We start from the raw sequence: 19,683 nt of genomic DNA on the forward strand, positions 1-19,683 counted from the left end.
CCTTTTTCGGTTAGTTTAATTATGATTTGTTTGGTGTTTTCATCTACTCTGTCTTGTGTATATTTTTGCGCATATCTTTCTACGTTTTCCATGTTTACACCTGTGATTTCGTAGGGATTTTGGGTTTTTGTGGTTTATTTGGCGAGTGTTTTTTCGATGAAGTCTTTGCTTACGTTTAGTGTTTCGATTATTTCTTCTGTTGTAAATCCTTTTTCGGTTAGTTTAATTATGATTTGTTTGTTGTTTTCATCTACTCTGTCTTGTGCATATCTTTCTACGTTTTCCATGTTTCCACCTACTAGATTTGTTATTCTATAATTTAATGTGTCATCTTTAACGAACTTGTCACATAACATAAGCACTATTCCTTTGGCGAATTGTGCCATCTCTTTTTTTAATCCTGGAATACTGCTTATTAATTCTGCTGAATCAAGGATTTTCTTCTCCACATCTTGCGTGCTTTTCATGAAGCAAAACAATGTTGTCATTAACAATTCTTTTTCAGTGAAGTACTCTTCATGTTCTATTTTAGTGTTCATCTTGTTAATAAATCTATCTCCATCAATGCTTTTTAGGGAATGGATATATATCGGAAAGCGGGAATCTGGATTGATTTTATAGCATTTGGTCTTTTCAGGCTCTACTGTGCTTAGGACATGCACTTCAATTGGCTTTTTGGATTTTACCTTGACCTGGTCTATAATTGCACTGTAAAAGCGAAATCTTCGCTTGTCGTTAACGTCCACATAGCTGCTTTGAAATTCAAGGATTATTATTCGGTCTTCCAGTTCAAAAACAAGATCTGGCTTGTACATTTTTGGGTCGACGATTCCATACTCGGTCTGGTGCACTTTCAGGATTTTTCCTTCAATGTTCATGATTTCTATCAGTTCCTGTCCGTATTTTTGACCTTCAATCTTGAAGATCGTATCTTCGTGAAATCTCATTAATTTTCACCTCTGAATTTTGTTAATTATTCTTTAATTTAAGTTTTAATGAATATAAATCTTTTGATATGAGTTTAAAGCAATATTATTGTTTTAATATTATAAAATAAGTACGAATAAATGTTACTATTAAAATAAATTAAGTTAAATCGGAATAAATTTTGCTGGGATGTTGTAATGCTTTCGTCCAGGTAAAAGATTAGATGCATAAAATAAGTTCCGCATATTATATCTCGCAATATTCATTAAAAATAAAAAGAAGGAGTTTAAAAAACTCCTGGGCATTTGATTTTGATTTAACTGTTTTGGTTGCCATATTGTAGTATTCATCGCCTTTAAATGCAATTTGTTTATTTTTAATTAAATATATATTTTACATATGATGTTAGTTACTTATTTATAATTTGAATGCATACTATTAATTATGAAAGTTGTCAATGCCCTAATATTAACAATTCTTGTTTTTTTAATTATTGGCGCAGTGAATGCTACTGAAAATGTCACAATTGACAATTTGGCTGATGAAAAACCAATTGTTGAGGATGTCAACGTCACATATGATGAGGTGATGTGGCAGGAAAACCTGACAGACATCGAGGTTGAATTGCCTGATGATTCCGAAGGGGATTTCAGCGTCATGATAGACGATGAGGTTATATACAATCAGACAATCACCGAAAAGTCATTCAAGATTCCGATAAAGCTTCCTCAAAAGAGGTTTTATGTAATCGCATCAATATGGCCTCCGATTGACTATACTTCCTATAAGGTAAGTGCATTCTACAACAACATCAATCTGAATCTTACAACTCCGCTGAAGGTCATGAGGTTCTCTCCGGATTACAATTATCTGAATTTCCCTGAGGAAATTCTTAAAAATGACCCTCACTCTGGAATGATCACATTTCCAAGGTCAGCAAACGGCACAGTGGAGTTTTACATTGACGACAGGTTGATTAACAGGACTCAAGCAATGCCGATTTTCTCATGGAAGGAAAATCCATTCTCAAAACTGTCATTGGGTAATCACACATTCAAGGTAGTTTATCTTGGGGATAAGTATTATCGTCCGTACAATAAGACATTCAATTTCACGGTCACTGATGTGGTAATCAATATTCCAAAGACCATAAATATTGGCCATGACGACTGCATAAGCGTACAGACATTAAAAGATGTTGCCGGAACAGTCAAGGTCTACATTGACGGCAAGCTGGTTTCAACATCAAAATCCGATGATAATTACTATGTGCTGTCTCTTGAAAAATTCATCAAGTACACAAATACCGAGGTGAAGGTGGTATTTTCAAGCAAGGACCTCACAAGGACAAAAACTCAAAAGGTCAACTTCACATACGACTTTGACGTCTATCCGTATTATTTCACATACGGCGAGAAGAATATCCTTGAGATAATGCTTCCTGACACATTGGACAACAAGCTGCTCACCGTCACTATCGATGGCGTCAAATATCCGTTCAAGCGTTCAAAATATATAGTGAACAATGAAATAGAAGTGGATGTCTCAAAGCTCTCTCAAGGCAATCACCTGCTAAACGTATCATTTGCAGGCAACGACAAGTTCTACCCATTGTCCAGAACATATAACCTGACAGTGGAGTATGAGGTGATCTGTCCGATGGACGTGGTCTATAAGGACCAATCCAAGCTATATTTGAAATTGCCTAATGATGCAAAAGGCAATTTGGTTGTCACCATAAACGGCAAAGTGTTCAAGACAATAAAAATGTCCAACGGTTATGCTGAAGTCAGGATTGATTCTTTCAAACCGGGAATTTACAATATTGGCGTGAATTACACCGGAAACGACTACAATGTATCAGATAACTTTTATCAAGTGTATGTGTCTCCGGACATCACTGTTGAATACAAGTTCCGTGAAGGTGAAAACAAGTACATCAAGGCCAAGGTGCCTAAGGACTGCAAAGGATATATCATAGTCAACATTGACGGCAAGAACCATAAGGTTGCAATCAAGGACGGTGTCGCCAAGTACAACCTCAAAAACCTTAAGAGAGGCGAACATGAGATTGAAGTTGGCTATTATGGTGCAGACGGATTTGAGGACATTTTCTATTACTATGATGTCAAAGTGTTAAAACCAAAGGTCAAATTGACCCTTAAAAAGGCAAAAGTGAAAAGGTCCGTCAAAAAGCTAGTCATCAAGTCCAAATTGAAGATAAACGGCAAGAAAGCGAAAGGCAAGGTTGTCAAGTTCAAGTTCAACAAGAAAACCTACAAGGTAAAGACCAATAAGAAAGGTGTGGCTAAGGTAGTTATTAAAAAGAATGTCTTGAAAAAGCTTAAGAAAGGCAAAAAAGTGACTTATCAGGCAACATACCTTAAGGACACTGTTAAAAGAACAGTTAAGGTTAAAAAATAGAGTTTCACAACTCTATTATTTTTTTATTTTTCATTTTTTTTTAAAGGATTTTCCTTGAAATCATCATCAAAAAATCGACTATTTCTCCAGTTGCTGTAACTTAATTTAATCTTATGTATAGGTTGTCCGTATATCATTTCATGTTGGTGATGATTACGCACTGTCACCTGGATTCAAATTTATCGTTTTTACCCGTTTTGGGTGAGTTATTGAAAAAATTTTTCATTACAGTAAATCGTTTATTTTTGTTTTTATGAGGTTTATCGATAAATTATTCCTCACTTTCATTAACGGAGTTGGCCAGGTATTCATTTTTCTAAAATTTGAATTTTAAAGCTATTTTCAAAATGCAATAAATACATTACATTATCACTGGAATTCTCACTTTGCAATATAATTTTTACAAATTTTCACGAATCCTAACAATTGAGCTTGATTTCATCTTATTGATATTAAAATTACTCATGTCCTTAAGTTGGGTCTGATGAGTTAACCATATGGAGTTTAACTTCCTAATTGTCATTTACTGTAAAAAAATTCATTGTGAGTAAGTCCTATTTTTAGCCATGTTTTCAATATAATCCTCTGTCTGTTGAAATTTAATATAAATACATTCAAAGCAATTAATTAACCATTTTTTGAATAATCTAAGGTATAGTTTTAGTTTTTTTAAATTAATCAGTAAAATTAGGCCTTTACACTTGAAATCTACCTCTCTTTGATGAAAAATTTTATTAGATATTCAAACATATATCATAACGATGAGTGAAAAATACATACGTGAAAATAAAACATCATTTGTTATCAACAAAAGTTCAAGGCGATATGGAAAATTTCAAAGTCTTGATGATGCGATTTTTGCAAGGGACCTTTTGGTTGAAAACAATTGGGATTTGGATTCGATTGATGAGATTCAAAAGGTCGAGGACACCTACATCATCACTGCGGTGATAGATGAAAAACTCCACATCATAGCAAAGTTCAAGAAAAAGCCAACTGACGAAACCGTCCAAAGGTTAATCAGAAAACGTGTCCGAAATCCAAACAATTCAAAATACGGGCTGAACATAACAAAAATTTTCGACACATTCATCATCAAAAAGCAGATTGCCGGGGATGATTATGTCTTCGGATATTACGATGAGCTTTCGGATGCGGAATTTGTGAGAAACCATCTGATGGACAACATGTGGGACATAACCTCATTTTCACAAATCATGCATGATGAGGAAAATAAATGTTATAAGATAGTGGAAATTATAGATGGCAGGGTATATGTGTTGGCCACTTTCTCATCATCTGATGAAATTGATCTTGACAGGGTTCATGAGGAATTCATCACAAAAATCTCAAAGCACAAACTTGGACTTGCAAGTCACCCTCACCTTGATGAGCTGAAAGACAAGATTCCCGAATTGGAGGACCTCTTCGATGTCAAGGTTAAGGATGAAAATTGGGAACTTGAAAATGCAGGCAATCCAATGGATGTGATCTTCACATTAACCCCTTGGCAAAAAATAGTTCAAGATGCTGTTGACAACTCCACACTTGAGAGCCTTGAAAAATCACTTCAAAGATACAGGTCAAAAAACTTCACAGAAAAAATCCAGAAAAACCTCGATGAGCTAATCGAGCTAAATCTAATTTCAAAAAATCAAGATGTTTATATTAAAAGAGATGTATAAATTATATTGTATTTGACTTATTCAAATACTAGTTCTTTTTTGGTTTGAACTATTCGGGGAGTTTGTCATTGTACTCCCCACTTAATTCAAATTATTCCTTGTCGCTTAAAAGTTCACCGGCAACGCCGATGCTTTCCTTAGGATATGCTTGAACCAATACAGTGATTGCCTCAATAGGCAAGTCATATGCTTCAGCCACTACCTCTGAAACTTTTTTAACCATTTCTCTTTTTTTCTCAACACTTATTCCGTCGTTTCCACCGATTGTAATTACTGGCATTTTTAATCACCATTTATTATATTAACCAAATCAAATATATAAATTATTATAAGGATTTGATAATATGCTTGGTGAAAAAGAACTAGTTAAACTGTTCCCTGATTTTGCGGATTTGGTCCAGCCTTCTGGAATCGATTTGGAATTGGATAAGATATATGTCCAGAAAACCGGAGGGGCCCTGATTGACAATGAAAAAACACTTCCTGAAATTGAAGAGCTTCCAGGTGAAATCTACACCCTGAAACCTCATACTGCTTACCTTGCAAGCATCAAAAGGAAAATCAAGATTCCAAAGGGATACACAATGCTTTATCTCCCACGCTCAACACTTTTAAGATCATTCATATCAGTTCAAACTGCAGTTGGAGATCCGGGATTTTACGGGACATTGATGTTCATGATATACAATCATGGTGAATTTGAATATCAAATAAAATCTGGAGACAGAATCGCTCAGGCAGTTGTCTTTCCGGTTGAAGGTTCAGGAGAGTACAACGGGTCATATCAGGAGGCTAAAGAGTGAACGTTGCCGATAAGATTGTAAAAATCCTTGAAGAGGAGGGAATAGATACAGTCTTTGGAATTCCTGGCGAGCAGATAATGCCTTTATACAAGGCCCTCTCAAATTCCAATGTCTGCCATATTCTGACAAAACACGAACAGGCGGCAGCTCATGCAGCAGACGGATACACACGTTCAAGCGGAAAGATTGGAGTCTGCATCACTACCGCTTCACCTGGAGCGCTGAACACCACAATGGCAGTGGCCACTGCATATAAGGACAATGTTCCAATGTTGATTTTAACCGGGGACAATGAGTTGAAATACAGGGGAAGCGACCACTTCCAGACAACCCCTCAGTTTGAAATCCTCAAGCACATCACACAAGCATCATACAATCCATTGAACGGAACAGAGGCAATGTATGTCTTAAGGGCAGCAATTTATGAGCTAAAGACCATTCCAAAGGGTCCGATTCATATCAATCTTGCAAAGGATGTCCTCCTTCAGGAGGAATTTGACGATTTTGACCTGTGCTACCTATGTGAGGATGACATGTCAAACATCACAAGGGCTCAGGAACTGATCGATTCAGCTGAAAGGCCATTGCTTATCCTGGGCGCAGGGGCAATAAGCCAGGAAAAGCTCATCAATGAAATAGTTCACAAATACAACATTCCGGCCACATCAACATTCCACGGCAAGGGAATAGTTTGTGAAACCGATGACTTGAGTTTGGGACTGTGCGGAATACGTGCAAACCCTCAGGCAAAATATGCATTTGAAAATGCAGACTGCATAATAGGTCTTGGAATCAAGGCAAGCGAAAGGACATTGCCTGCAGTGCCAGACAATTTCATTCATGTAAACATCAACAGGGATGTTCTGGTTGGAGACTATCCGATTCATGGAAAAGTTGAGGACTTCCTGTCACAAATCAGATTCAGAGAAGTTGGCTGGCGGGGTGAAATTTTAAAGCATTCAGGCGAATATGAATTGGAAGGTTTGGATGATGAGGCAAAACCTCAATCAGCAATAAAAAGAATACTTGAGAAATTCCCAGACAACATCATAGTTTCAGATGCCGGCTCACACACCACCTGGACAACACTTCTCAAGAAATCCATAAAACCACGGCAGCTATTGTTCTCAGGTGCAATGGCACCGATGGGTTATGGTCTTCCTGCAGCAATAGGTGCAAGCGTTGCAACCGGCGAGAAGGTGATAGTCATAAACGGTGACGGTGACTTTCAGATGAACCTTCAGGAACTTGCAACCTTAAAGGAGAATGACCTGGATATTATCATTTTCATTTTGAACAATTCAGAGTTCGGAATCATCAGGCAATGGGAAGAGCAATTCTATGAAATGGATCCGTACCAAACAAATTTGAAAAATCCAAACTTCCTGAAGTTGGCCTCAAGCTATGGTATTGACGCCATACAGGTGGACAACCTTGATGACCTTGAGATGATTCTTGAAAAAGAGCTGACCGGACCACTGGTTGTGGAAGTTATTGTGGAAAGTGAGGACATTCCTCTTCCTCAATGATTTCACATTATTTTTTTAAAAAATTTTTCACATATTCTTTAACAATTGGCTCTATGTTGATAGTCTTATCTAGGGGAGCTAGGTAAAATTCACCATTTTCTTCATAAATTATTCCGGCCGGTTTTATTTCGGCGGAAGTCAGGCTGTCATTCATGGTGTATATTTTTTCTCTAAAGGCAAATGTTAGTCCGCAAATTTCGCAAAACTCATATGTCACGGTCTCATTGATTTGAAATGTCTCGAAAATTTCATCTTTCATCAAGGACACCTCTTATCAATTTGCGAACATTTTTGTTTGAAATTAACTTGATTGTTGGGACTATAATCTTCAATGGATATATCTCGATGTTGTTTTCACCATAGCCGTCAAGCCTGCTTCCATTGAATGACGGCTCAGCACTGATTTGTATTTTTTCATGAAGTGGGTTGACTGTAGCAAGAATTCCCCAGATGATGCCGATATACTGTCCTGTATCGGCGTAGCTGTCCATCCCAAAAATGATGTGATTTTTCAGTTTCTGAACTTTAAGGCTTTTCAGTACTGATTTCAGATATGCCTTCAAATCTTTAAAACAAGGTTTGGCCAGTTCATATAGCTTTTTGATGTCCCTATCCTTATCCTCGTCGTCATCTTTTTTTTCTTCTTTTTCCTTTTCACTTGGCCATTGACGAGAATAAACATTAATTCTTTTAAAAATTAGTATTTTTAAACATCCTTTCAATTCACTGCCTATTTTGGTGTATTCAATGGAGATTCTAATTCCCATTAAAAGCAAAATAATGATAAATAAGATGATTATTAGAATAATCATCCCTAGGATGTTTAACATGCAGTAAATTCCTATTCTTCAGCTTCACTGTCGCTTGTGCTGAATTCAGGTTCTATGTATTCTGATTCATCGTAGTACTCGTCAGTAGCTTGCTGTGATCCAAGGAAGCTTTTGACAAGGTCGGTGATTATCAATCCTAAATCGGATAATGCCTTGTTGGTTTCTGTACCTTTGCTCAAGTCAAGAACACGAACTCCTTCAGCGTCATTTCCTTTTTTAGGAATCATTACCATGGATATAGGTTCCACTCCTGCTCCTGCCCCTGCTATATCAGTGTTTTCACTGCCTAATAGGTTTTCTCCGGCTCCAAATCCAACACCCATTCTCATTACTGGAATGAGAACTTTATCTTCAGTTTCAATTGGAGTTCCGATTACATTATCGACATTAATCAATTTACGTAATTCTTCAACTGTTGTTTTAATATTGTCTGCCATAGTTTCACATCCTATGTATATGTTCATATTTTTGTTTTTATTATTTTATATAACTTTACTTTCAACAATAAGTAATACTTTTTTTACTTATAAGACATAAATTTCAAGTGTAACTTTTCACTTATAAGTTCTAACAAACAATTTCGAGAGGTGCATTTCAAGTGTAACTTTGAAATTATCAGTTCTAAGACACAACTTGAAGACATCCATTTCAAGTGTAACATATAAGTTATAACTTCTAACATGCATTTCAAGTGTAAAAAATCAGCATATTATAACTTATAAGTGGATGATATTATCAAAAATATATTACTTCATTTCGAATAAAAAAAAGAAAAAAAAGAAGAATCATAAGTATGATTCCGCAATTGATGCCACACCAGCACCAGCGTCGTCGATTACGCCTAAACCTTTTAAGGTCATACCGATAGCGGCAAATGTTTGAGTTAATTCCTTGTAGGAAATATTTCCCATGTGTCCTATCCTGAAAATGTTTCCTTTCAAGTGGTCTTGACCACCAGCTAATTCAACGCCGTATTTGTCACGTGTGGTTCCTCTGAAGTCGGAATCAGCAACGCCTTCAGGCATTTTAACAGCGGTTACGGTTGCAGATGATACTGCTTCGTCAGCGAATAATTCTAAGCCTAATGCTTTGACTGCTGCTACGCTAGCTTTAGCAGCTTTGTGGTGACGAGCAACCCTGTTGTCAAGTCCTTCTTCCATAATCATTTTTAAAGCTTCATTCATTGCGTATGTAAGTGAAACTGATGGGGTGTAAGGAGTTTCAGGCGGCACTTTGCTACCGCTTTTTCTTGCAGCTTTCATGTCTAAGTAGAAAGTGTTGGTTTCCACTTTATCAACTGCAGCCCATGCGTCGTCACTTAAGGTAATAGCGCCCATTCCAGGTGGTGCTGCGATACATTTTTGGGATCCTGTAAGACATACGTCAATTCCGAACTTGTCCACGTTCACTTCATCTCCTGCAAGGGAGGATACGGTATCAACTATGTATAATGCATCATAATTTTTCATAACTTTACCGATTGCTTCAATAGGTGCAGCTACACCTGTTGAGGTTTCGTTGTGGATTACACTTACAGCTTTGATGTCTTCATCTGCTTCAAGTGCTTCTTCAACAGCTTCAGGGGTTACTGCAGTTCCCCATTCGACTGCTAACTCTTGGGTGTCGATTCCATGGGTTTGAGCGATTTTCATGAAACGTTCACCGAATTTTCCACCTACGACATTTAACATTTTTTCACCAGGAGCTACAGTGTTAGCGATTCCAGCTTCCATTGCTGCGGTTCCTGATCCAGTTAATAAGTAAGAATCATTTTGAGTTTGGAAAACTTTACTCATCAATTCAGTAGTTTCAGTTAAAATTTCACCATATTTAGCTCCTCTGTGGTTAACAACAGCTTGTGACATTGCATTGAGTACTCTAGGATGCACTGTTGTTGGTCCAGGAAGCATTAATAAGATATCATTCATTAAATTTCCTCCAATTTTCTAGAAAATCAGCTTAGTTTAAGCCATTATATATATCTTATTTTCATTCTTATTAAATATTTTTATATACTGTTTATTCATTATTTTTACTGTTTTCACTGTACAGTTTAGTACATTGTTTAAAATGTTAATATGATTTTTACTAACTGTTTAAATATGATGTAAACTAATATATTAGTATGCAATTCAGTGGAGAGGAACTAACGGTAAAGAGAGTGTTCAACTATATTTTCGGCCTATATCTGATAACCTTGGGGGTGGCATTCTCGATAAAATCAGCATGGGGTTCCGCTCCTGTAAGTTCCATTCCATATGCGATGAATCTGATATGGCTTGTTGAAATAGGGGTTGCAACATTCATATTTCATGCAATTTTAGTGGCAATTGAGTGGCTGTTGCTTAGGGATGACTTCAAGAAAAAGCATTTCTTTCAGGTATTTGTAGGGGTGCTCTTCGGTGCGTTTACAAGCTTGTCAGTGGCTCTATTGGGATTCATACCGATGTCAGACAGCATTGCAATCAGCCTTCTAATGACAATGCTTGCCGTGTTTTTCATAGCTCTGGGACTCTTTTTCTACGTTCCGACAAACATCATTCCACTGTCCGTTGAGGGTGTTACACAGGCAATTGCAATCGTTACCGAAAAGCCTTTCCACACAATCAAGGTTTATTTTGACGTTTGCGTTGTTGCAACAGCACTTATTTTAAGTTACGGATTTTTAGGCCAGTTTGGAAGCGTAGGTCTCGGAACAATAATTGGCGCACTATTCATAGGCACAACCGTGAAGTACATCCACAAGATACACGCCCACTTCACCGGAAATCATGTGGATTTAAAAAAGATGTAATATATATTATATAATATGATAAAAAGGATTTGTTCATTTGTGGTAGGATTGTTCATAATGTCTCTTGGTGTGGCATTTTCAATCATCTCAACACTCGGAACAACTCCCATAAGCTCTATTTCTTATTCTTTGGCATTGATAACCAACATCAACATTGGAATAACCACTTTCATATTCAATGCGACTCTTATTCTGGTCCAATTTTTGATATTGCGCAGGCAATTTAAAAGGAAAAGGCTGCTCCAGCTGATTAATTGCGTATTGTTCGGATACTTTACGGATCTTGCACTGTATCTGGTGTCATTCATTCCGTTTGACGGGTCAGTGCTCATGATGATTGTCTTTTTGGCAATAAGCATTTTCCTAACAGCATTGGGGATATTCATTTACATGCCTGCAAACATCGCTCCGCTTCCTGGCGAAGGATGCGTTGAATCAGTTGCAATTGTCACAAACTGGAGATTTTCAACAATAAAGATTGGATTCGATGCATTGATGGTGATCATATCCCTTGTAATGTGCGGATTGTGGTATACAAACATATTCGGTGCGGTGTATATAGGAACAATCGTGTCAGCATTCATGGTTGGGTTCACATTGAGGCAAATCTCTAACTTGTACTCTCATATCACTGGTGAAAGAGTCAATGTTGTCAATAAATGATTTAAAGGGATACCATTAATGAGTTAATTATCTCTTTTGCCTTTGGAGTGTTCCAATCGGAAATTTCCTTTAATTCATGAAGTTTATTTTTCATATCTTCTTTTTCCCTTTTCATATCTTCTTTTTCCCTTTTCATATCTTCTTTTTCCCTTTTCATATCTTCTTTTTCTTTTTTGATGTCTTGTTTTAATTTAAGATTTTCATTTTCCAGTTCCTTTAGTTCATCTCCGAATTCGTCATATACTAGTTCCTTAATGTCTCTTTTAATTCCGTTCATGCCAATCTTCTCCATTAGGTCAATCTGTTTTTGTTCATCTGAGATATTTTTCACAATCATTGCGCCCAATATGCTTCCTATATCTATTTTTAATAGTCTATCATCATTTTTAACTTTTTTAAATATCCTTGCCAATGATTCAGTAACGAAGGGTGCGTTCTGTTTGGAAATGTACTTGGGAATGAATGCTATATCAAGCATTTCCCTTTCACTTAATCTTTCTTTTTGTCCTACCTTATTAATAATGTTTTCATATTTTGCCCACAATTTCTCTTGTGGAAAATATATGTAATGTGGCTTTAGGATGTCTGTTTTCGTTAAATAGTACTTTTTAGGAAAGTTTTTAGGATTTCTATGGCAAATTATCACAGTATATACTCTTTTTGAATATACGAAATTGCCGAAGATTCTGTATTTTGCAATTTTCTCCAGTGTCTTTTCAGTCACTTCTCCACTTTCCTCTTCAAGATTGATCAATATTCCTTCCTTTGTTGAATATAGCTCATCAACCCTGCCAGAATCCATGTTTGGAAAAACGACTTCATTTGGATATCGTGTTCCATAATCTCCTGGAAGTCCCAAATATTCATGTTGCCTTCTTTTCAAAGCCATTGATGAGTATTTGAGCGTCCTATCATTTACATGCGGAATTCTTGATGTCATTTTATAAGCTCCTGTTTTTATAGGATTTCCAGAAATCTATTCAAAGTGTCTCATGAGCAATTAATACTTTTTAAAAAGTTAATATATAAAGTAATGTATCTTTAAAACTAATTATTAAACTTGTTTCGTAAAAAAACGCATTATAATCAATTTTTAAATTTTCACATAAACAATAAATTATTTAATTAATCAAGAGTTAAATTAAATATAGTGAGGTTTAAACATGGAATTTGGACTCTGGGAAAAATATTATACTGAAATTCTTGAAGACTTTGGTTTTTCACGCAAGAACGATGAGGAATCTGCAAAACTATTGGATGAAATCTTATCCACAGAAGGATGCTTGACATTAGACGACTTGTCTCAAATTGTTGGGTTTTCAGACAAGTTCATCGTTTTCGGTGCAGGACCCTCCCTAAATGAACACATTGAAATGCTGAAAAAGGATTATGACTTGAAGGATTATGTTCTCGTTGCCGCTGACGGTGCAACAACTGCATTGATTGAGCAAAAGGTGGCGCCGGATATAGTTGCAACAGACCTTGACGGCAAGCTTGACGACATACTCCTTGCAAACATAAGGGGAGCTAACATTATTGTCCATGCTCACGGCGACAATATCGATAAGATTGCAACTGTAACCTCATTTTTCAACAACGTCCTTGGAACCACACAGGCACAACCTGTGGGAAACCTTTACAATTTCGGTGGATTCACCGATGGGGACAGGGCACTCTTTTTGGCAGTTGCGCTAGGTGCATCTGAAATTATCCTTGCAGGAATGGACTTTGGGGATATGGTGACAAAATACTCAAGGCCTAACATTGAAAAGGACGTTGAAAAGGCAGATGACTTCAAAAAGAAAAAATTGATGTATGCTGAGAAATTTACACAATGGATTGTCGACAATGAAGATGTTGATGTAATCAACTTGTGTGAATAATAATTGATTTATAATAGTTAATATATAATATGATAATATGGGAATCGAAGATATTTTAATGCATGATGAAAGTCTTTTTCAAAACATAAACGCTTTTGATCCGGATTATGTGCCTCCGAACTACAATTTCAGGGACACTCAAATGGAAGCAATGGCAATGAGCATAAGGCCTGCAATGAAAGGAGGCCAACCTTCAAACGCAATTGTTTTAGGTTCACCTGCAACAGGCAAGACAACCGCAATAAGAAAAGTGTTTGAACTGGTTGAAAAAAACACTGAAAAGGTGGTGTGCGTCTACATAAACTGTCAATTGCACACAACACGTTTCGGAATCTTTTCACAGATATATAAAAAGATGTTCGGACACATTCCTCCCGAAACAGGAGTTCCTTTCTCAAGAATATATGACCAAATCATGAAAGATCTTCAAAAAAATTCCAAATCTTTAGTGGTTGCATTCGATGATATAAATTACTTGTTCCAATCTAAAAATGCCAATAAGGTAGTTTATGATTTATTAAGGGCATATGAGGAATATCCTGGAGTTAAAACATCAATATTTGCAATATTGTCTGATTTGGAATTCAAATATGCATTCGACAAGAATGTAAACACTGTTTTTATTCCTCAAGAAATCACATTCCCATTATATACTTACTCAGAAATTGAAAATATTCTTCGTGACCGTGTAAATGCAGGATTCTTCCCAGGAGTATTGTCTGATGACATATTGGAACAGATATCAATGTACGCCCTTGAAAATGGTGACTTGAGGGTTGGAATCAATCTCCTCAGAAGCTGCGGAAACATTGCTGAAGCTGATGCAAGCCGTGAAATCACACAGGAGCACTTCGACAATGCAATCGATTCACTCGTTTCAATAAATGTCGTTGAAACATTGAAATCATTAAATGATCAGGAAAGAAGCATCTTGAGAATGATTGCCGACTATGACGGTGTCTACACTGCAGGAGAATTGTCAGAATTATTCAAGCAAAAAACAGGTTCTAGCTATGCATCATTCAATCGTGCGCTAGATAAGTTAGAATTCGTAAGATTAATCGATACTAAATTTACAGGAAAAGGGGTTAGAGGAAATTCAAGAGAAATTATATTGCGTTTCAACCCCGATGACTATTCATTTTAATCATTTTTCCTGCAAAACGGGAAATTAGTTTCTGTTAAACATTAGAGTATGATTTGCATGATAGGCTCATAATCTAATGTTACAAACCGCTTAAGGGTTTGGCATTGTTTTAAAAATAATGACGCCAATTTAGATAACTGGCGCTTGTGCGGCTGCAACAGAAATAACAGATAATAGAAATGCTGTAATAACTACGAGCACTACCATGCAAGATTGAATATCTAGATTATTGAAATCTAATTCGTCTTTTATTGAACTTTTTTTTCTTAAATCTACTTGTATTGTGGTGTCTTTATTGCTAAACATTTTAATCACTATATTTAAAATTGTCAAAAACATAATATAAACAAAGAGATAGAGAGCATTTGAAAAGTAATATTTTGAGGAAAAAATCATGAAAAAATTTGAGTATTTTGACGTAACTGCCGATATTGGATTCAAGGCATATGGCGAAAGCCTAAACGAGGCATTTGAAAATGCAGGCTTGGCCATTTTTAATATCATTTCAGATACATCAAACATTGATGCCGTAAAGGAAATATCATTTAAGGTACGTTCAGAGGACGAGATATCTCTATTATATGATTATCTTGAAGAGTTATTGTTCTATCATGAGATAGAATTCATGCTTTTCAGCGAATTTCACGTTGAAATCGATGACAATCTTCAATTGAGGGCAACAATCAAGGGAGAGCCAATTGATTGGGACAAGCATGAGAGAAAAACAGAAATCAAGGCAATAACATTCCATAAGATGGACGTTAAAAAAACTGACAAATTTGAACTTCAGGCCATCGTTGACTTGTAACCATTAAATAATATATAATATATAATATTAATTATGAAAAAGACTAAGATAATTTCAAGAAACTTTGAAATGGCAATGGGATTGATAGGATCAATTATTGGAATATTCTCCGGATCTTTTTTAATATTTCTAGAAAGCTTCGGTCAGGCACATACCTCTTTTTTAGGTCTTGTAGCTATTGCAGCGTCTATTCTAGGTTTATTTTCAGTATATTATGTTAGGAAAAATTCTGAAATTGCAGGTGTGGGCTTCATAATTGCAACAATGTTTGTAATTGTCGGTTCAGCACACATTAACGTAATAAGCGGAATATTTCTTTTGATTGCAGGAATATCTGCACTATTTAGAAAATAATTATTTTTTTAATATTTTTAGGAATGCCTTTCATTCATGAAATTCTCTAATTTTACCAAAACCTTATTAAAACACCACCAATATATATTAAAACATAATATTTTTGTGATTATTATGAGCATTAAAGATGAAATTAAAAAAGTTAGGGACAATGTTTATGAGATTCCAGGATCCTACAACAAACGTATGAGGGCTTCCGGAAGATTTTACATTGCAGATGAATACATTGACGAACTTGAAGAAGGAGCTATCGAACAGATTGTTAACGTGGCATGCTTGCCGGGTGTTCAAAGATACTCAATCGGATTGCCTGACATCCATTTCGGATACGGATTCCCAATCGGTGGAGTTGCGGCATTCAGCCTAAGGAACGGTATCGTGTCCCCTGGTGGAGTAGGGTTTGACATCAACTGTGGAGTCAGACTGATTAAATCCAACTTGACAATTGAAGACATTGAAGGCCACTTGGATGAGCTTACAGAAAAGCTATTCAAAAATATCCCGTCTGGAGTTGGAAGCAAAGGAAAAATCAGGCTTGAAGAGGACGAAATCAACGATGTTCTTGACTACGGTGCAGAATGGGCAGTAAATAACGGTTACGGATGGCCAGAAGATTTGGAAGTTTTAGAAGAGAACGGAAGAATGGTCGATGCTGATTCAAGCATAGTGTCAGACAAGGCTAAAAAAAGAGGTATTCCTCAATTGGGTTCTCTTGGTTCAGGAAATCACTTCCTGGAAGTTCAAGTGGTTGATGAAATCTACAACGAGGAAGTTGCAAAAGTCTTTGGCCTTGAAAAAGGAATGATTGTCATCATGATTCATTCAGGTTCCAGAGGCTGCGGACACCAAATATGCTCAGATTACTTAAGAATAATGGATAAAGCTTATAAAAATTACAAAATCGACATTGCAGACAGGCAATTGGCTTGCGCTCCTTTAAACACAAAAGAAGCACAAAATTACATTCAGGCTATGGCTGCTGCAGCTAATTATGCATGGGCAAACAGACAAATGATGACTCACTGGATAAGGGAAACCTTTGAAGAGGTCTTAGGAAAATCCGCTAAGGACATGGAAATGGACATTGTCTATGATGTGGCTCATAACATCGCTAAAATGGAAACTCACAAGGTTTACAACCGTGAAGAGGAAGTTTTAGTTCACAGAAAAGGTGCAACAAGGGCATTCGGTCCTGGAAGGGAAGAAGTTCCTGAAAAATACAGGGAAGTTGGACAGCCGGTATTGATTCCTGGAACCATGGGAACCGCTTCATATGTATTGCACGGTACCCAAACCGCAATGGAAGAGACTTTCGGTTCAACCGCTCATGGTGCAGGAAGGGTATTGTCCAGGTCACAGGCCAAAAAGGATTATGACGCTGATGAAATCACTGAAGAGTTGTCTTCAAAAGGAATTAAAATCAAGGCAACCAGCAAACATGTGATTGAAGAGGAAGCACCTGGCGCATATAAGGACGTGGACTCCGTTGTACGTGTATCTGACAGCACAGGCATTGCAAAACTTGTCGCTAAAGTCAAACCGCTTTCAGTCTGCAAAGGATAGATAATATGATTGGAATAATTGGCGGAAGCGGAGTGTATGAAATCACTCAAAAGGCAGACAGCTGTGAAGAAAAGATAATCAGCACCCCTTATGGTGATGTTAAGGTGTCCATTTTGGATATATTTTCCAAAAAGGTGGCTTTCATTCCTCGTCATGCTTCAGGACACTCAATTCCTCCGCATAAAATCAACTATCGTGCAAACATTGAGGCATTGAAGCAAGCGGGCGTCACCAAAATCATTGCAACAAATTCCGTAGGATCCATGAATGAGGATATGGCTCCGGGCACATTTGTAATTCCTGATGATTTTTTGGATTTCTCACAGGACCGCGTAAAGACATTTTATGAGGACAAGGTTGTTCACATTGATGTTACCGAGGCATATTGCCCTCAATTGAGGGATGTGTTGGCAAAATCCGGTGATGTTATCCTTGGAGGAACCTATGTATGCACAGAAGGGCCAAGATTTGAGACTCCTGCAGAAATCAAGATGTTCAAGATGCTTGGAGGAGACCTTGTCGGAATGACTGGGGTTCCTGAAGTCACTTTGGCACGCGAAAGGGAAATGTGCTACAATTCTATTTGCATAGTCTCAAACTATGCTTCCGGAATTTCCGAGGATGAGCTTACAATTGATGAGGTCTTTGAAATGGTCGGTGAAATGGAAGCTGACCTACTTGAACTGATATATAATTTCATCAAAAACGTTGACGAGTCACAGGATTGCAGCTGTCATCATGCATTAGATGGTGCTGAAGTGTAGGTGTGATATATGTCTAAGGTTATATTATTAAATGCAAGTCCCAGGGCAAACTCTAACACCCTGATGGTGTTGGAAGAATGTGCCCGTGAAATAGAAAAAGAGGGTGTCGAGACTGAAATCGTTTCCCTTAGGGGTAAAAGGATTCAATCATGCATTGCATGTGGAAAATGTCAGGAAACTGGAAACTGCACTCTTCCTGACGGTTTGGATGAAATCATAGACAAATTGCGTGATGCGGATGGATTCATTCCTGCTGCTCCAGTGTATTTCGGGACCGCCCGTGGAGACATAATGTCTGCTCTTCAAAGAATCGGTCGTGTTTCAAGACATGGGGATCATTTCCTTGACTGGATGGTCGGAGGGCCGATTTCCGTTGCAAGAAGAGGTGGTGTAACATTGACCCTTCAGGAAATGTCAATGTTTTTCACAATTAATAATATGATTATAGTGGGTAGCACCTATTGGAATATGGTGATCGCCGGTGAAGAGGGCACTGCTCTTGAAGATGAGGAAGGTATTGAAACCATAAGGTTATTTGGGCGTAATGTTGCTCAATTGATTAAAAAGGTGAGGGATTAGATGCGTTTGGCTGTTGTATCAAGTGATGGAGAAAATGTTGACTTGCACTTGGGAAAGGGAAGCACAGTATACATATACGAATATGATGATGATTTGAGTTTTGTAGAATCTCGTGATGTTGAAATTTCACCTGATTCAAAACATCAAGGTGGCAAGGTCATCAAGGCATGTGAAGACTGTGACGTTTTGATTTGCGTTCAATACGGATTCAAGTCAAAAATCAAGGCTGAAGATGCAGGCATAAAACTTGTCATGGATGAAGGGCCAATTGATGAGGTCTTACAGAAATATATTGATCATGTCGAATTCATGAGAAAATAATGTTTATTTTCTATATTGTAGACAGATTTCATATATTGTAACATCTTTTGGATAAGGATGCATAATCCTTATTTTCTTATTTTAAGCTCGTAAATGTGGTTTTGATTTTTCCGAATATATTTTTTGTAAATTTTTTATTTTTCAAAATCACAAAAATTTCAGTAATTTTCTACTATTTTAATAATCTTTATATATCATGAATAAAATAACTAATAATAACCTTTATGGGCGGGTTTTAAAAAATAAAACTTAATTAAAAATATTTTCTTAAAATAACGTGAGGATAACTCACAATAGTCAAATTAACGATTGTAAATTTATACTTACTTAAAATCATTTTTACAGTTCAGATTAAGTGCTATACTTAAAATAAGACTATTTTATAAAAATTTTATTTAATTGGCGTGAACGCTAAAATAATTATATATAATATTAAACGGTTGATATAATGGCAAAAGCAAAAGCAAGACGTAGAGTACGTGATACATGGAAAGAAAAATCCTGGTATACTATTAAAACACCAGTGAACTTTGAAGATAAAGAAATTGGAGAAACTCCAGCAAAAGATCCAGAACTTCTCATTGGAAGAGGCGTAGAAGTTACCATGAG

General features: G+C 36.7%; 21 protein-coding genes and 1 pseudogene. 15 read left to right on the plus strand and 7 right to left on the minus strand.

The window, feature by feature from the left end:
• Positions 1-134 precede the first annotated feature (134 nt).
• Positions 135-947 carry a hypothetical protein gene (locus ILA26_RS02990; RefSeq protein WP_292893920.1) on the minus strand — a complete coding sequence of 271 codons (813 nt, stop codon included), beginning with the start codon at positions 945-947 and terminating at the stop codon, positions 135-137.
• Positions 948-1,371: 424 nt separating this feature from the next.
• On the opposite strand from ILA26_RS02990, the gene ILA26_RS02995 reads away from it, so the two are divergent.
• A complete protein-coding gene (locus tag ILA26_RS02995) occupies positions 1,372-3,351 on the plus strand; it encodes a hypothetical protein (RefSeq protein WP_292893922.1) in 1,980 nt (659 codons plus the stop codon).
• A gap of 761 nt (positions 3,352-4,112) precedes the next feature.
• A complete protein-coding gene (locus ILA26_RS03000) occupies positions 4,113-5,036 on the plus strand; it encodes a hypothetical protein (protein WP_292893924.1) in 924 nt (307 codons plus the stop codon).
• Positions 5,037-5,127: 91 nt separating this feature from the next.
• Here the strand turns inward: ILA26_RS03000 and dmpI are convergent, their stop codons facing one another.
• Positions 5,128-5,316 carry a 4-oxalocrotonate tautomerase DmpI gene (dmpI, locus tag ILA26_RS03005; protein WP_292893926.1) on the minus strand — a complete coding sequence of 63 codons (189 nt, stop codon included), beginning with the start codon at positions 5,314-5,316 and terminating at the stop codon, positions 5,128-5,130.
• 64 nt (positions 5,317-5,380) lie between these two features.
• Here dmpI and ILA26_RS03010 point away from each other — a divergent pair, with 64 nt between their 5' ends.
• Both ILA26_RS03010 and ILA26_RS03015 read left to right on the plus strand, forming a co-directional pair.
• The gene (locus tag ILA26_RS03010; RefSeq protein ID WP_292893928.1) at positions 5,381-5,839 is read left to right on the plus strand and encodes a deoxyuridine 5'-triphosphate nucleotidohydrolase; all 459 of its coding nucleotides are present in this window, start codon (positions 5,381-5,383) and stop codon (positions 5,837-5,839) included.
• Complete coding sequence (locus tag ILA26_RS03015) at positions 5,836-7,368, plus strand: thiamine pyrophosphate-binding protein (protein ID WP_292893930.1); 1,533 nt, start codon at positions 5,836-5,838, stop codon at positions 7,366-7,368. Before ILA26_RS03010 ends, ILA26_RS03015 begins: the two co-directional genes overlap by 4 nt.
• Before the next feature lie 7 nt (positions 7,369-7,375).
• On the opposite strand, the gene ILA26_RS03020 is transcribed toward ILA26_RS03015, so the two are convergent.
• The 4 genes from ILA26_RS03020 to ILA26_RS03035 form a co-directional block, all read right to left on the minus strand.
• A complete protein-coding gene (locus ILA26_RS03020; protein WP_292893932.1) occupies positions 7,376-7,627 on the minus strand; it encodes a hypothetical protein in 252 nt (83 codons plus the stop codon).
• Positions 7,617-8,135: a DUF2953 domain-containing protein gene (locus ILA26_RS03025; RefSeq protein WP_292893934.1), complete on the minus strand. Its 519-nt coding sequence runs from the start codon at positions 8,133-8,135 to the stop codon at positions 7,617-7,619. Before ILA26_RS03025 ends, ILA26_RS03020 begins: the two co-directional genes overlap by 11 nt.
• Positions 8,136-8,209: 74 nt before the next feature.
• Positions 8,210-8,635, minus strand: coding sequence for a spore germination protein GerW family protein (locus tag ILA26_RS03030; RefSeq protein WP_292893936.1), 426 nt, complete (start codon positions 8,633-8,635; stop codon positions 8,210-8,212).
• Positions 8,636-8,983: 348 nt separating this feature from the next.
• A complete protein-coding gene (locus ILA26_RS03035) occupies positions 8,984-10,126 on the minus strand; it encodes an alanine--glyoxylate aminotransferase family protein (RefSeq protein ID WP_292893938.1) in 1,143 nt (380 codons plus the stop codon).
• 197 nt (positions 10,127-10,323) lie between these two features.
• Between ILA26_RS03035 and ILA26_RS03040 the strand changes: the two genes are divergently transcribed.
• The gene (locus tag ILA26_RS03040; RefSeq protein WP_292893940.1) at positions 10,324-10,992 is read left to right on the plus strand and encodes a DUF6198 family protein; all 669 of its coding nucleotides are present in this window, start codon (positions 10,324-10,326) and stop codon (positions 10,990-10,992) included.
• 15 nt (positions 10,993-11,007) lie between these two features.
• Positions 11,008-11,655 (plus strand): DUF6198 family protein, encoded by a 648-nt coding sequence (locus tag ILA26_RS03045; protein WP_292893942.1) that lies wholly within the window; start codon positions 11,008-11,010, stop codon positions 11,653-11,655.
• Between the two features lies 1 nt (position 11,656).
• Here the strand turns inward: ILA26_RS03045 and ILA26_RS03050 are convergent, their stop codons facing one another.
• Positions 11,657-12,595 carry a hypothetical protein gene (locus ILA26_RS03050; protein ID WP_292893944.1) on the minus strand — a complete coding sequence of 313 codons (939 nt, stop codon included), beginning with the start codon at positions 12,593-12,595 and terminating at the stop codon, positions 11,657-11,659.
• Between the two features lie 223 nt (positions 12,596-12,818).
• Here ILA26_RS03050 and ILA26_RS03055 point away from each other — a divergent pair, with 223 nt between their 5' ends.
• From ILA26_RS03055 to ILA26_RS03095, 9 genes and pseudogenes are all read left to right on the plus strand, one after another.
• A complete protein-coding gene (locus ILA26_RS03055) occupies positions 12,819-13,538 on the plus strand; it encodes a 6-hydroxymethylpterin diphosphokinase MptE-like protein (RefSeq protein ID WP_292893946.1) in 720 nt (239 codons plus the stop codon).
• A gap of 37 nt (positions 13,539-13,575) precedes the next feature.
• Positions 13,576-14,685: an ORC1-type DNA replication protein gene (locus ILA26_RS03060; protein ID WP_292893948.1), complete on the plus strand. Its 1,110-nt coding sequence runs from the start codon at positions 13,576-13,578 to the stop codon at positions 14,683-14,685.
• Positions 14,686-15,079: 394 nt separating this feature from the next.
• Positions 15,080-15,493: an archease gene (locus ILA26_RS03065; protein ID WP_292893950.1), complete on the plus strand. Its 414-nt coding sequence runs from the start codon at positions 15,080-15,082 to the stop codon at positions 15,491-15,493.
• Between the two features lie 33 nt (positions 15,494-15,526).
• Positions 15,527-15,847, plus strand: a complete 321-nt coding sequence (locus tag ILA26_RS03070; RefSeq protein ID WP_292893952.1) for a hypothetical protein — start codon at positions 15,527-15,529, stop codon at positions 15,845-15,847.
• A gap of 114 nt (positions 15,848-15,961) precedes the next feature.
• A complete protein-coding gene (locus ILA26_RS03075) occupies positions 15,962-17,410 on the plus strand; it encodes an RtcB family protein (protein WP_292893954.1) in 1,449 nt (482 codons plus the stop codon).
• Positions 17,411-17,415: 5 nt separating this feature from the next.
• The gene (gene mtnP / locus ILA26_RS03080) at positions 17,416-18,174 is read left to right on the plus strand and encodes an S-methyl-5'-thioadenosine phosphorylase (protein WP_292893956.1); all 759 of its coding nucleotides are present in this window, start codon (positions 17,416-17,418) and stop codon (positions 18,172-18,174) included.
• Positions 18,175-18,183: 9 nt separating this feature from the next.
• A complete protein-coding gene (locus ILA26_RS03085) occupies positions 18,184-18,753 on the plus strand; it encodes a flavodoxin family protein (RefSeq protein ID WP_292893958.1) in 570 nt (189 codons plus the stop codon).
• The gene (locus ILA26_RS03090) at positions 18,754-19,074 is read left to right on the plus strand and encodes a NifB/NifX family molybdenum-iron cluster-binding protein (RefSeq protein WP_292893960.1); all 321 of its coding nucleotides are present in this window, start codon (positions 18,754-18,756) and stop codon (positions 19,072-19,074) included.
• Between the two features lie 448 nt (positions 19,075-19,522).
• Positions 19,523-19,683 (plus strand): annotated as a pseudogene (locus ILA26_RS03095) (30S ribosomal protein S3ae); the annotation flags it as partial.

It is taken from the genome of Methanobrevibacter sp., from assembly GCF_017940815.1.
Classification (GTDB): Archaea; Methanobacteriota; Methanobacteria; order Methanobacteriales; family Methanobacteriaceae; genus Methanocatella.